This is a genomic window from uncultured Brachyspira sp., from assembly GCF_934747485.1.
Lineage (GTDB): Bacteria > Spirochaetota > Brachyspiria > Brachyspirales > Brachyspiraceae > Brachyspira.
The window spans coordinates 1-13,391 of record NZ_CAKVGN010000005.1 but is presented as its reverse complement, the minus strand read 5'-3'; the positions used below and the strand labels follow the sequence as shown (position 1 = coordinate 13,391).

At 27.7% G+C, this 13,391-nt stretch carries 17 protein-coding genes; all 17 read right to left on the bottom strand.

What is annotated here, in order from left to right; genetic code table 11:
• Positions 1-29: 29 nt before the first annotated feature.
• Complete coding sequence (locus tag Q0H31_RS01700; protein ID WP_295295362.1) at positions 30-1,049, bottom strand: autoinducer 2 ABC transporter substrate-binding protein; 1,020 nt, start codon at positions 1,047-1,049, stop codon at positions 30-32.
• Between the two features lie 44 nt (positions 1,050-1,093).
• Positions 1,094-1,564, bottom strand: coding sequence for a VOC family protein (locus Q0H31_RS01695; protein WP_101504153.1), 471 nt, complete (start codon positions 1,562-1,564; stop codon positions 1,094-1,096).
• A 31-nt stretch (positions 1,565-1,595) separates the two neighbouring features.
• Complete coding sequence (locus tag Q0H31_RS01690; protein ID WP_295295360.1) at positions 1,596-2,165, bottom strand: hypothetical protein; 570 nt, start codon at positions 2,163-2,165, stop codon at positions 1,596-1,598.
• A 171-nt stretch (positions 2,166-2,336) separates the two neighbouring features.
• A complete protein-coding gene (locus tag Q0H31_RS01685; protein WP_295295359.1) occupies positions 2,337-3,545 on the bottom strand; it encodes an ROK family transcriptional regulator in 1,209 nt (402 codons plus the stop codon).
• A gap of 257 nt (positions 3,546-3,802) precedes the next feature.
• Positions 3,803-5,173 carry a phage tail protein gene (locus tag Q0H31_RS01680; RefSeq protein ID WP_295295358.1) on the bottom strand — a complete coding sequence of 457 codons (1,371 nt, stop codon included), beginning with the start codon at positions 5,171-5,173 and terminating at the stop codon, positions 3,803-3,805.
• Between the two features lie 36 nt (positions 5,174-5,209).
• The gene (locus tag Q0H31_RS01675; RefSeq protein ID WP_295295356.1) at positions 5,210-5,479 is read right to left on the bottom strand and encodes a hypothetical protein; all 270 of its coding nucleotides are present in this window, start codon (positions 5,477-5,479) and stop codon (positions 5,210-5,212) included.
• The gene (locus Q0H31_RS01670) at positions 5,457-6,020 is read right to left on the bottom strand and encodes a phage capsid protein (RefSeq protein ID WP_295295354.1); all 564 of its coding nucleotides are present in this window, start codon (positions 6,018-6,020) and stop codon (positions 5,457-5,459) included. The genes Q0H31_RS01675 and Q0H31_RS01670 overlap by 23 nt, the downstream gene beginning before the upstream one ends.
• Before the next feature lie 44 nt (positions 6,021-6,064).
• A complete protein-coding gene (locus Q0H31_RS01665) occupies positions 6,065-6,442 on the bottom strand; it encodes a hypothetical protein (RefSeq protein ID WP_295295353.1) in 378 nt (125 codons plus the stop codon).
• Between the two features lie 335 nt (positions 6,443-6,777).
• The gene (locus tag Q0H31_RS01660) at positions 6,778-7,077 is read right to left on the bottom strand and encodes a hypothetical protein (protein WP_295295351.1); all 300 of its coding nucleotides are present in this window, start codon (positions 7,075-7,077) and stop codon (positions 6,778-6,780) included.
• A gap of 107 nt (positions 7,078-7,184) precedes the next feature.
• Entirely contained in the window at positions 7,185-8,234 is a 1,050-nt protein-coding gene (locus tag Q0H31_RS01655) for a phage capsid protein (protein ID WP_295295350.1), read from the bottom strand.
• A 22-nt stretch (positions 8,235-8,256) separates the two neighbouring features.
• The gene (locus Q0H31_RS01650) at positions 8,257-8,619 is read right to left on the bottom strand and encodes a phage capsid protein (RefSeq protein WP_295295348.1); all 363 of its coding nucleotides are present in this window, start codon (positions 8,617-8,619) and stop codon (positions 8,257-8,259) included.
• A 226-nt stretch (positions 8,620-8,845) separates the two neighbouring features.
• Positions 8,846-9,736, bottom strand: coding sequence for a phage capsid protein (locus Q0H31_RS01645; RefSeq protein ID WP_295295346.1), 891 nt, complete (start codon positions 9,734-9,736; stop codon positions 8,846-8,848).
• Between the two features lie 173 nt (positions 9,737-9,909).
• Positions 9,910-11,121, bottom strand: a complete 1,212-nt coding sequence (locus Q0H31_RS01640; RefSeq protein WP_295295344.1) for a phage capsid protein — start codon at positions 11,119-11,121, stop codon at positions 9,910-9,912.
• 642 nt (positions 11,122-11,763) lie between these two features.
• Complete coding sequence (locus Q0H31_RS01635) at positions 11,764-12,093, bottom strand: hypothetical protein (RefSeq protein ID WP_288550303.1); 330 nt, start codon at positions 12,091-12,093, stop codon at positions 11,764-11,766.
• A complete protein-coding gene (locus tag Q0H31_RS01630; protein ID WP_295295341.1) occupies positions 12,062-12,274 on the bottom strand; it encodes a hypothetical protein in 213 nt (70 codons plus the stop codon). The genes Q0H31_RS01635 and Q0H31_RS01630 overlap by 32 nt, the downstream gene beginning before the upstream one ends.
• Positions 12,275-12,279: 5 nt before the next feature.
• Positions 12,280-12,744, bottom strand: a complete 465-nt coding sequence (locus tag Q0H31_RS01625; RefSeq protein ID WP_295295340.1) for a hypothetical protein — start codon at positions 12,742-12,744, stop codon at positions 12,280-12,282.
• 11 nt (positions 12,745-12,755) lie between these two features.
• Positions 12,756-13,331 (bottom strand): glycoside hydrolase family 19 protein, encoded by a 576-nt coding sequence (locus tag Q0H31_RS01620; RefSeq protein WP_295295339.1) that lies wholly within the window; start codon positions 13,329-13,331, stop codon positions 12,756-12,758.
• Positions 13,332-13,391 lie beyond the last annotated feature (60 nt).

Genomic DNA, 13,391 nt, shown 5'->3' with positions numbered 1-13,391 from the left:
CCTAAAGAATAATTTAACAATATAAACTATTAGAAATTATAATTATCTGCATTTTCAGCTGTAATTACTAATGGTCTATTGAACAATACATTTTTTCCATTAATAGTAGGTACACCTAAATTAGGTATTTCAAGACCTTGTTTTATTTCATCTCTTTTACCGTCTAATATCATTTTTGCTAAATAAACCATAGCATAAGAAGCTTCTCCTGGACTCCACATAATAGAAGAAGTTACTGATTTATCTTTCAAAAATGGAGCTATTTCTTTAGGAGTTGTTGTTCCTAAAATTGTGATTTTACCTTGCATTGATTTTTCTCTTAATGCTTGTCCTGCACCAGGAGCACCTTGACTTCCAAATGCTAATATTCCTTTTAAATTAGGATATACAGTTAAAAGTTCTAAAGTTTTTTGTCTTGCTGCATTTCTATCTTCAGAAACAGGGAATTTATCTCCAACCATTTTTAAATTAGGGTATTTTGCTTTAGCATAAGCGATAGCTGCATCTGCCCATATGTTATGTGCAGGAACAGTTAAAGAACCAACATAAATTGCATATTCGCCACTATCTCCAACAACTGCAACTAATTCATCAATAAATCTTTCACCAAATTTAACATTATCTATCATCTCTACATCATAATCAGCACCTTCTTGATCTGGAGATTCATGAGTTAAAACAAGTATATTTTTTTCTTGTGCTCTTTTGAAAGCAGGTACGCAAGAAGCAGAATTATTTGGAACAACTAGAATAGCACTAACACCCTGATTAACTGCATCTTCTATTATTCTAACCTGTTGTGCCTCATCTGCTGATGAAGGTGCTTGCATATATGTTTCTATACCAAAATCTTTAGCAGCTTTTATAGCACCATTCTCATAATCTTCAAACCATGCTGAACGCAATTTAGGAACAGTTACCATGGTATATTTTCCATCTGCAGGTGTAGAAGTATTTGCAGTAGAATCATTTGTAGTTGCTGTTTCATTATTATTACCACATGAAACTATAAATAATAAAACAATAAAAGTAAATATAAATTTTTTCATTTTTATTCTCCTAAATTTATTTTTTATTTATTTTTTATCTAAATTTATGACGGATATTTATACAAAGGTGGTGGAATACTTCCTGCATTTCCTATTTCTAATGTAATTCCAACATTATCTGTAGATTCTAAATAATAAAACTCATCTTCACCTATCCTTCCACTCTGAATTACCTCATATCCTTTTTCTTTATATTCCTTAATTGCTTTAGCACAATCTTTATAATAAAGTTTTATATGCTGCAAACCTTCTCCATGCTTTTCTAAAAATTCATTATATATACTATATCCATCTAAAGGCTGCATCAATTCATATTGAATACCTTCAGACCATGTAACTGCTAAGGCATATCTCTGAGTATTTGGTTTGCCTCTATACATAGAATCTTGTATATTATGAGGACCATACTCATATACATCCCAAGGACCAATACCAAAATCATTATATAAATGATCCATAGCTTTTTTAATATCTGATACAACCTGTGCTATTTGACAAATTTGTCCATCTCTCATAAGAAATTCCTCCTTTTTTTAATATAATTAATTAAGCAAAAGCAGTTGGTATACCTTCAAGATTTGTATGCCTTTTATGCATTTTGCTTATATCTATATTATTTCTTTCTATTAGCATCATAACAATTATATCAACAAATAAAAACATGGATTGTTCAAGTAAAGATGCCATTGGCTGTATAGATTTTACTTCCTTTTCTCCACCAAAAATTTGTCCAGGAACAAAAACTGAAAAATCTGCTAATTTACCATGCTCATTTTCTGGATGGGCTGTCAAAACCCCTATTCTAGCACCAGCTTCTTTGGCACATTTTATAACATTTAATTCTACATTTGTTACGGCACATATATCAAGAAGTAAATCGCCTTTACCTATAGCAGGTGTAGTAGTATCATAAACTACATAAGTATCAAATCCCATATGTTTTAATCTCATAGCAAAAGCTCTAACAGAAAGTTGCATACGACCCATAGCATATAATTGAATAGTTTTAGCTTTTTCTATTTCTGATAATAAAACTTCTATTTCTTCCTTTTTTACAAGATTCAATACTGTGCTATTTTCTTGAATTACTTTTTTTACTAGTTCTTTATATTCCATATAAAACACCTATTTATTTATTATATTAATTAATTAACTTAATTAAATTAATCAATATAATAAATAGTATATTCAAAAAAAGTTACTTGTCAATTTTTTATATAAAATAAAAGTTAATGAACTATATATTGATTTTTACATAGAATTATTATTAAATAATAATAAATATAATTATTTTTTGATTAAATTACCTGTTTTTAAAATAGATTCGACAGCTACAATACTAGCACCTATCAAAACTTCATCTTCAGCAAAATTTCCTAGTCTTATATCCAATTTCTTATATAAATCAGGTATGATCCTTTTACTAACATTAGATTTTAATACATTAAGAAAATCATCTCCAAAATTAACCATTTCATCACCTATGATTATTACATCAGGGTTTACCATATTAACTAAATTAACTATACCAACACTGAAATATTCTATATTTTTATTTACTTCTTTTACTGTTAAATCATCTTTATTTTTATATGCTTCTACAATATCAGAAAAAGTAAAATCAATACTCAAACTAGATTTAGCACCAAGCTCTAAAGCATTTTTTATTCTTCTAGAAAGTGCTATCGTAGAACAATAATTTTCAAGACAACCCCTGCTTCCACATGCACATAATGGTCCATTAAAATCTATGCTAGTATGACCTATTTCTCCAAATGTTCCTGTAGAGCCTCTTAATAATTTACCATCTACTATAACACCAACACCTATTCCATGACCTGCTATAACATAAGCTAAAGTTTTATTTACATTATTATATTTATTCATATACCAACAAGCCATAACACCAGCCTTAGCATCATGCTCTAAAAACACTGGTATATGAAATATATTATTAAAATAATCCTCTACTAAAACTTGCTCCCAACCTGGAAATTCATTTACTGTAATTATTCCTGTAGTTCTAATAAAAGGACCTGGAAGAGAGATTCCTATAGCAATTATATTATCATTAGAATATTCATTAAGTATACCATGAACAGATGTTTCAATTATTTTAAGTGTATTATTCACACCATCATTAACATTAAATTTGTATTCTCTAACAAGATAGCTTTTGCCTGCTATATCAAATAACCCAACTGTAATATATCTTCTGGTAAGTCGCACACCTATAAATTTATAATTATCACTATTAAGACTTATAGCTATAGACCTTCTGCCCTTGATTCCATTTTTTGGACCTATTTCAGAAACTAAACCTATCTTTATAAAATCATTAATAATATTAGTTATTGTAGCTTGTTTTAAACCAGATAACTTTGATAATTCTACCCTAGAACATATTCCTAATTGCATCAATAGTTTAATAATAAGATAGCGATTCATTTCTTGCATATCATTATAATTAATACTCTGTTTCAATTTGCCTAGCATTCTATTTATTACCTTCTTACTTATTATCAACTAATTTATTATTAATTGATAGTAAGTATAAACAAAACTTTTTTTTAGTCAATAATATATAAATATGTTTTTATATTAAAATATAAAAATAATAGATATTTAAATTATTTTATTATAAAAAATATAATTAAAACCTAATAACAAATTAATATTATAACAATTTTATTTATTAGATATTTATTATAATTATAAAAAATTATTTAATATATTTAAAAATAAAATATATATTAAAATAATTCAACTCTATCTGTGAATGCTATTAAATAGTTATTTTTCATTTCAATAGAATCTTCTGAAGCTTTAAAATTGTTTAATGAAACAGAAATATCTTTAGACTCAATAGTAGGAAAGGAAGGAATTCCAGAAACATCTGCACTCACAAATATAAATGGATAATCTTTGCCTCTAAATTTTGTTTTGCTGTATATTACAAATGACTGCCTATCACCATTTAAAATACGATTATAAAAAAGCTCTTTTGACTGAGTATTAAAAACTGCATTGCCAGAAAAAGTTAAAGTAAATTTGTTGTTTGGGAAATTATATCTCTTTGCTGATACATTAAATTTCTCTTCTTTAGTACATTCAAAAGCAATAGCAATATCAGAAACAGAAGTAGCCTCTGTGCCGTTAATAAAAAGTTTTGTTGGATATTTTGAAGTTTGAGCCATTACAACATCTCTCTCTTCTGCTCTCTCTTCTTTTAGAATACTGTCTTTATCTAAAGTGTGTTCACCTGATGCCCATAATGAAGAAGTTATTTGTGTTAATGCTTTATTAGCAAAATTAAAACTCATTGATTTGCTTTCACAGCCTATATACTGAATGCCTTCAATATTTTTTGATGAGTCAGATAATGCTAAGTTATAATACTGAGTCTCTCCAAATCTTGGCGAAATTATATTTACAAATCTTGGATATAGTTTTTTTGCCTCTTCGCTAAATACTCCGCTCTCTATAAATCCAACTCTCTTAAAGCTAATTAAATAATTATTTTCTTCAAACTCTTTTAAAAAATTACTAAAATCTATTTTGTCATTTTTATCACCTGTAATTAAAAATGCCTTTATATTTTTTATCTTGTTTATAGCATCAATTAATTCCTGCTGAGTCATAGAATCATATATATCAATAAAATCACTATAAAAACCATTTTCATCTTCTCTAATAATCTCAAGCATAGTGATAGTATTTTCATTTTTATGAATCTTAACAGAAAAATCACTAAAACAATTAATGCAAATAATGTTTCCTGTACTTTCTTTTGTATCCACATTAGCCCATATCAAACTCATATAATAAGCATTAGAGTTTACAAAAGCCCCAAAAGAAATATCTCCCGCATAAGTTGTAGCTCCTAAATATGATTCTGATGAAGGAGAGCCTATATAATCTTTTGTTAAGCTCTCTGTAGCAGGGGTAAGTCCAACAGAAGAAGGATAAATTAAATATTTTCCTTTAACATCATCGCTTGTAAAATCTACTCTCTCATCTCTATTACTTGTCTTAGCAATTCTCACTTTATATGAAGAGCCGTTTATAATATTTAACCCCTCTTCATCTTTCATTAAATTTCCTTTTATATCAAATATACTCATATAATGAACCTTTTATAATTTTAGTTAAAATTTTTTTTATGCAGTTGCCTCAAGCACAAAAGTTTCTAATATATCTCTGTCCTCAACTGTTATAGTGCCTTGCTTGGTGTTATAGCCTTCTAAACTCACCTCATATTGGATAGTGTCACCTGTTTTATATGCATCAAAATATTTATCTTCTCCATCTATCCTTATAACAGCATTTGAAGGAGTAGAAACAACCTTTACTTTATAAACATTGCCCCTTAAACTTAAATAATCTTTTACCTTTTGATTAACTCTTTCAATATTTATGAAAAACTTCATCTTCATAACTCCCAGTCATTATTTTAAAATTTATATAAAGAGAAAAACTTACTCCCCTAATAGATGAGAAATCATTAAACTGTCTTTTACTATTTTCCACATCAAAAGTAGGAGAATCCCATTTAATAATAGGAGATAATGCAATTCTCTCGCCTTCATCATTTAATTTTGATACCCAATAACGTGAAGCCTGATTCAAAGCAATAGGTATCATTGTGTATGCTAAAAAAGATTCTCCAGCCTTAAGCTCTTTATAAACTTCTGCCTTTAAACATATATCATCAGTAAAACCTGCACTATCTCCTATATATGAACTTCCACCTTTGCTCTCACCTTCAGATATAGTAGCCCATAAAAAAGATTTGCTCATAGACTTAATATTGCCCAAACTAAAACAGTCAATTTTTAATTTGTCATCTAAAAGTTTATTAAGCTCCCCATCACCTTTAACTTTATTTCCAGCAAAATTTATATAATCATCTGCCATAAAGTTCATAAAATTATCTAAAACATATAAAATGCTATTTTTGAAATGTATCATATATATAAAACCCTATTTAAAAATTTTTAAAAATAAAAAAATAATTAAGGCTTTTTTATGTCCCCATCAAGCCTCACACTCTCATAAGATAAATCGCCAGAAATAAATGCTGACAAATCTTTTATAGCAAGTTCTTTTAGCCTCAAACTTTCATTTCTTATAAAGTTTATTAAATCACTGTTTGATACAAAATTAACAGTGAGAAGCCTTGCCACTTCATAGCATACATAATTTTTTATAGCTATATATGGAAGCTTATTTTCTTCAGTAGGTTCTGTATAGTTCATATTAAGAATTGTCTTTCTAAATTGTAGAGTATAGTTTTTTAATTGGCTTTCAATAAAATCTAAATCCATATTATCATAGTCAAACATTGTAAATATGCTTTTAAAATAATTTAAATCTGGTTCATATATATACATTTATATTTTTCCTTTTGTTACTATTTTATATACTGAAAATTTTACATTTTATCAAAAATTATTTTTTACTTTAATTGTTCGCGGGGACTAGCCCCCCTGCAAAGCGTACCCGTAGGGTGGCACCCCCACTTCTTTTGGTGACCCAAAGAAGCAAAAAGACTGCATTTTTAGCTAAAATAAAGATATTATTTAATACATATTCCTAAATATAGAACTAAAATATTTGCACTTTCGCAAAGCGTGCCCGAAGGGCGAAAACTTTTTGCGGCGGGAAAAAGTTGATAACACTTTTATAAAATATAAAAATTAACAAAACACAATCTTTTCAATATATACTAAGCTTCAAGCGACTTTATCTTTTCTTTTAAACTTCTATTTTCCTCTTTCAAATAATTTATCACATCATTAGGCTTCATCTTCTCACGTACAAGCTCCTCTGCCTCTTCTTTGCTTATTATTACAAAAGAATCTGTAAGAGAAATATTTAAATCACTTTCTATTAAAACCTTGCACCTTCTCTCATGAACATCTCTAAAAAAATATCCCACCTTAGAAACAACATAATCATTAGCCTTAATATCTTTATGAACTATACTAGCATCTACAAAATGAAGTAAAGACTTTTTATTATTCATTATCTCTCCCAAAAAACATATATATAAAAAAACAAGAGAAGAAAAATAATTTTCCTCTCTTGAATAAAAATAAATATTTAATAAAGAACTTTTAAAACATCATTAAATTAAGCATCTGCTAATTTCAAATCTATCTTACAGAAGCCATAAGGGTTAGAAGCTACTGTGCATCTTTTTGTTCTGCTTCTCCATAAATTGTTGCCCAATATATCAACTTCTCTTATATCATGATTTAAATATACAACCTCTTTTATAGAAGCCATATCCAAAATATTAGATGAAGTGGTAAACATATAAATAGAAGAGCCTGTCCATATATCTGTAAGGTTTTCTAATTGATACTTCTGTTCAACTTCATGGTCATCAGCAACTCTAAAAGCAGTACCTACAACTGTTATACCGCTTGTTACAGCATTAAATATATCTGGCTTAAATGCTTTATATTTGCCGTCATTAGAATTACCTATCATAGATACGTAATTAGAAAATAATCTAAATAATCCCTGAAGCTTCACATAAACATCTATAGGTATCACTATATAAAGTTTCTGCCCATTGTTTTGCACTTCCATCTGGTCATTAAACAAATTGCCGCCTACAGCATAATTTAAATATTTTGCCAAATCTATAAAAGAACTAAAGAAATTATCAATATCAGTTTCTGTCCAAGAGCTTATGGCCTTAGCACTTAAATCTACTGTATTAGAACTTCCATACAAAGAAGCATCTGTTACTTTTGCTGCTAAATTTCTCTCTCTCAAAAGCCCAAGCCTAGATACTAACTTTTGTGCTATATAATTTAATATCTCTTCTCCTGCTTTTTTCTCATCTTTAGAATAAAGTTCATTAATCTCTTCTATTCTGTTTATGTCTATGCCGATATAATATTCTTCAGGCTCCATCTTAAAAACTCTTGATTCATGTCTTGGATAATCATTAAATATATTAAGCCCGCCCAAAGAAGTTCCGCCGTACATGTTCTTTAGATTAAAAGCAGTGTTGTCTAAATCTCCTCCTATAGCACCCTGAGAAACTCCTACAAAAATCTCTGGTATATATTTACTTACAAAGTTTGTTTGCCCCATATATTTTGGAAGCTCTTGATTGATTATAGGAAAAAGTTTATTTTGTATACTTTGAAAATTTGGTACGCTCATTATTACTCCTTATAATAAATTATTAAATAGTTTTTAAAAGTATTTCTATATGAGAATTGGCATTGCCTCCGCGAATAACTACGCCAACCCCATTGCCGTCTAATGACTTTTTAAATCCATCAACAGAAGGCACAACTATATCACCTGCAACTAAACTCTCTGCCGCAACGCAATTAACATTCCCAGTGTAACACACAGATATGCAATTAGACTTAAGTCCGAAATCCACATAATTATATGCATCTTCTAAGGCAACCCCAACAAAGGTAAAGCCTTCTTCATACAAGGCATAAACTCCTCTTCCATCTTTATTTTTAATGGATACAGGGAATCCTCTCTTTGGTAATTTATCTTCATCATTACCTATGCCAGATTTTATTATCATAGCAACTCCTAATATTATTTATTTTTTTAGTAATTATTAGACTTATTTCAAAATCAAATTAATAAATATTTACACTATTTTTTATTCTGGTATTTTCTATTTATAACTGGGGCTTTGCCCCAGACCCCAGTTCTTTTGGTGACCCAAAGAACCAAAAAGACTACAATTTTATTGCTAAAATTATGCAAATAATTCTGTCAACTAGTTTTGAGAAAAATCTATTTAATTATTTAAACATCCTTGAAATCTCTTCATACTTGTTTTTACCCATAGCTGATAAACTAACTCTCTCATAACCTCCTACTCCTATAGGTACTAAATCATCTCTTACTATAGACATTATTTCTTCTTTGCTTAAACCAGCCTTGAAAAGTTTTTTAGCCTTCACATAAGTATCACTCTCAGACTTTGAAGAGCATCTTACTGCATTCTGACTTTCTGCATATTCATTACACCAATCTCCATAAGTGATAGCAGATAAATTTGATTTTGAGAAACTCTTTTCAGCAATCTTAAACTTCTCTAAAAGTAAATCTATTATCATGTTTTGAAATACTTCATCATTTCTAAATATATTCAAAAACTCTTCTTTTGCTTTTTCTCTTGTTGCCTCATCATTAAGCTTATTTAAAATGTTTTTTATATTATTTATATACTCTTCATTAACTTCAATAACCCCGCTCGCACATAATAAATCAACACTCTTACTTGCAGGATATTCAACAGCAGCAATAGCCTTAATCTCACAATTCTCCCAATAAATAAACTCATCATCTTCTTTAACTTTTTTTCCAACCATCTCTATAGAAGGATAAAATGATTTTTTCTCAGTGATAGTTTCATCAAACCATTCTATAGTGGCATATATTCCAACAGCTTCATTATCTTTTTCTAACTTCAATACCTTACCAATAGCAGTTCTCTCTTCCTCCTCTTTATGACCCATATAAACAAACACTTCAACATTCTTCTTTTCAAATGAAGATATAATCTCCTCTATATTCTTCTCAGTAATCTTATTGGTTTTAGTTTCTGAGAAAGTGTTTTTGGAGACAGCAATATATTGTTTAAAACTATCTCCAAGAATTTTATATTTTTTTACTTTGTTTTCTTGCATATGGAATTCTCCTTTTTTATAGTTTTATAATTTTGTAGTTTTGATAATTGTTATAGTTCTTATAATTTTTATAATTTTGATTCAATTTTTTAATAAAGAAAATAAAAAAGAGATTAAGCAAAAAAACTAATCTCTTTAATAATGTTTATGAAAATACAAAGATTTATGAATTATCAATCTTTATCTATTGAATGCCTAATCCTAAAATAATCGCATTCTCCTAATAGCCTTAAACTCTTAAAATTCAAATCAAAATATCTCTTCATAAAGCTATCATTTATATTATTAATAATGCCTTCCACAATATCGCTTGCCATAAGTAATGCATTTGCTTGAGTAAGGTCTGCTAAATTTTTCGTTGCTCCTTTATTCAAACCTAATGCTTTAATGTCTACTCCCTTGTTTTTAAAAAGTGTAGAAAGCATGCTATCTCTAAAGCTATACCATTCATTAGCATCTATACTCTCAATCTTCTCTATCTTTCCATATTTTGAAATAAATATTCCGCCACCATTATTGACAAAATTTCTTATCTCCCTCTCAACCTCTTTTCTCTTACTATCATTAAGCTCGCAATTTGACACAAAATTAAAACTATGCTCACCTATATTTTTTAAGTTTCTATTAAAACTATTGTCCATAGATTCCAACACCTGCCAAAGCGAATAAGCACTATACAAAAAAGGCTTTCCTATTACATCGCCTGTAATATCTCCATAAGTAGAATAACCTGCTATTGCCAAATCAAAATTTATATTTGTAACGGTAGAATTATTTTTATTTATTACGCTAATAGATTCAATCTCATCAATATCTTCTTTTGAAAAATTAAAGCTATTTATAGAAGAAACATCATAAAACTTAAAACCTCTTAAACCATCAAGCTTGCCCTTAAATCCATAATTTTTTGCAGACAAAACTTCTAATTTCGGAGTAAAAAAACAAAAACCATAAACCAAAGAATTATAAGCAGCATTAACTATTAAACTCTTAAGCCCTCCAGCTCTTTTAAATTGTTTGTCTATAAAATTATAAGCATTTCTTACCTTTGCACTATCAAAATATTCATCTGTCTTTTCTAATTCATAATGAAAAGAATTAAAAATACCCCTATAAAATTGAAGTATGGGCTCTAAATAAATAGAGTTCTCCATTCTTTTACAAGTTAAAGCCCATTTGCTTGGAAAAGAAAAATCATCACCAAAATCCCCTCTATTAGAGTGCAAATCTGGAACTCCATTATAATAATTATTTGTAGATATTTTATTTAGCTCTTCATTTAGTTTTTCTATCTCTAAAGTTTTATCTTTTAATTTTGTATCATAGCTCTCTATTATTTTCTCTATTACGGTTTGATTGTTTTGAGTTTCATTATTCTCAAGCATTTTTTTATTCTCCGTTTTTTAATACTTTATAATATATATAAAAAATATAAGTGATTATAAGTAAATATTCACCGCACGCTAAACAAAATAAAAAATATTGATAAAACGAAAATTATAATTTTTATTATAAATAAAATATTTCTAACCGTGCGGAAAGTGTATGCAAAACAAATAAAAGCTTGGGCGGGAGTTAACATTTCTAAAAAAACAATAAAAATAATTTAAACTAAAATTTCAAAATATGCTATAAAAAATAAAGGGCGGGGTATGTAAATAAAGTTTTAAAATTTAATTACACTTGCCCACCCTATATACTTTTTATGCTATCTGTAATTTCTATAATATTTTTATTTTTAATTTTATACTGATATTTTTACTACCCACCCAAATCTTATTTTTAAATTTAATCTTCATCTGCCGCCCAATTAGTTTGAATTGCTATAATAAAAATAATTGCTTCCCACTTGTATATTGTACCAGTTTTGCCAATGGGAAATTTTTATAGTGGCATCTTTATAGCTTTTTAATAAATCCTTTTTTGTTTTAACATCTTTTATAATATATATTGATGGAGGAGGCGTTAAATCACAAACATTATTACTCACACTGCTGCAAGATAAAAAAAATAAATTAATCAATAAACTAATTAAAAGAACTATAAAAATCTTTCTTAATTGTATCAACAATATATTTAGTTTCATTATCTAAAACCTCATTAGTCATTTTATTAATAAGCATTGTACTGTTTGAAAAACTTTTTATTACATCAATTTGCTTTTCTTTAAATATTAAATCTTTATATAAAAAAGAATTGCTGTTATTAAGAGACTCTATTTCTATTTTTAAGTTATTTATCTTTTTATTTTTACTTTGCAAACTTAAATTTAAAAATAAAATATAAGAGCAAACAATTAGTACAAACAAAATTATATAAGTATTTTTATTTGTTAGAATCTTTATTACTGTTATCACCTTTAATATTCCTTATTATCAAACTCAAATCTACACCATACATCACAGAAGAACATCCTAGCATAAATATTATTATGCCGATTATAAAAGTAATAAATTTTGTAATGAGACTTAATTTCTTTCCTATGCCTTTTGAAGAAAATATTTCATCTACTTTTTTATTAAAATTTTTACTGTTCATTACTATCACCCTAACTTATTTGCAAAAAATACTATGCTTCCTATAATTGTACTAAGTGCAACTATTACAGCACCAAGACCTATTATTATATTTTTTATTTTTACTATACTTTTTGTTGTAATGCTGTCTTGTAATGCAGATTTTATTTCTTTAATGTCTGTTTTAGTTGAAGATATTTCTTCTTCTATAAAACGTCTTGTATTTTGGTGCCCTTTTAATATGTATTCTAATTCCCCTAATTTAAACTTTATATTATTAATATCCTTATGTATGTCTTTTAAGTTTTCTTTATTTTCATTCATATCTCTATTAAAACATTCAAGCATATTAATAAGCCCATTTCCATTTGGAGTGCCGTTATTATTTATACCTACTATTGTTTCTATTTGAGTTAATCTATTTTCAAAATTATTTTTTTTATTATAGTTTTTATTATAATTAAATATTTTTTTATCCAAATTATTATTCATAAAAAGCCTTTTTATAAATTTTCTATTTTTCTGTATCTTTTAATCCTATCTTCCAAACCATTGTAACCGCCATTAATTTTTTTAGTTACCTTTCTTATATCATCAATACCCAAAAGCCCTCTATTTACCCAGTAACAGCAAGCAACATTAACAGCAACATTTCTCTCTAAAAGCCAATCAGGATTATTAACCAAATCAATATTAAGAAGATTCCCATAATGTATATAATTGCTTTTTCCTGTAAGCTGTATTATTCCTCTTCCTCTGTATTTGTATCCCTCATCAAAATTATTCCCAAGCCTTCCACCGTATACTCTATTTGCAAGAGTCTCATCTCCTTTAGATAAAATATCTTTTGCCTCTTCAAGGGTTTTAAAATATTTTGTAAAAACTTTTATTAAAACTTCTGGTTTATATTTGAAACTCTCCTCAAGCCTTTTATAGTTATAGCTTTCATGACTCGTTTGAGCTAAAAACATTTTTATATCTTTTTCTTTTGTTATGTTGTATGCAAGTAGATATTTTTTTAATATATTCTCCCAAGAATAATCTATATTAAGAGCAGCTAAATATTGTTTAGGAGCCATACATATTGCACGTTTTTTAGTTTAAAAAAAGCAGGTATTCCTTATAATTTAATTAACTAA